Annotated in this window: 1 pseudogene; it reads left to right on the plus strand. The window is 36.6% G+C overall.

What is annotated here, in order from left to right:
• Positions 1 to 333, plus strand: a pseudogene (locus B2S90_RS09265) (nucleotidyltransferase); the annotation flags it as partial.

The following is a 333-nucleotide window of genomic DNA, read 5'->3' on the forward strand; positions in this document are numbered from 1 at the left end:
ATTGAATGTCCTGAAGGACGTACTAAGCCTTGGGGTACTGGTCAGGCAGTTCTTGCTTGTGATGGTTTGATTCATGAACCATTCGCAGTTATTAATGCAGATGATTATTATGGTAAAGAAGCATTTGTACAGATTCATGATTTCTTATTAGACTACACACCTGAACATCCAGAAAAACTAGCTATGGCAGGATTTATCTTAAAGAATACTTTAAGTGATAATGGTGGTGTAACGAGAGGTATCTGTGCAGTCAATGATGAAGGATACTTAACAGATGTAGAAGAAACTAAGAATATTGAAAAAACTTCTACTGGTGCACGTGTAGGAGATAAA

Origin of the sequence: Catenibacterium sp. UBA627 (assembly GCF_002299355.1) — a bacterium.
Taxonomy (GTDB): Bacteria; Bacillota_I; Bacilli_A; order Erysipelotrichales; family Coprobacillaceae; genus Catenibacterium; species Catenibacterium mitsuoka.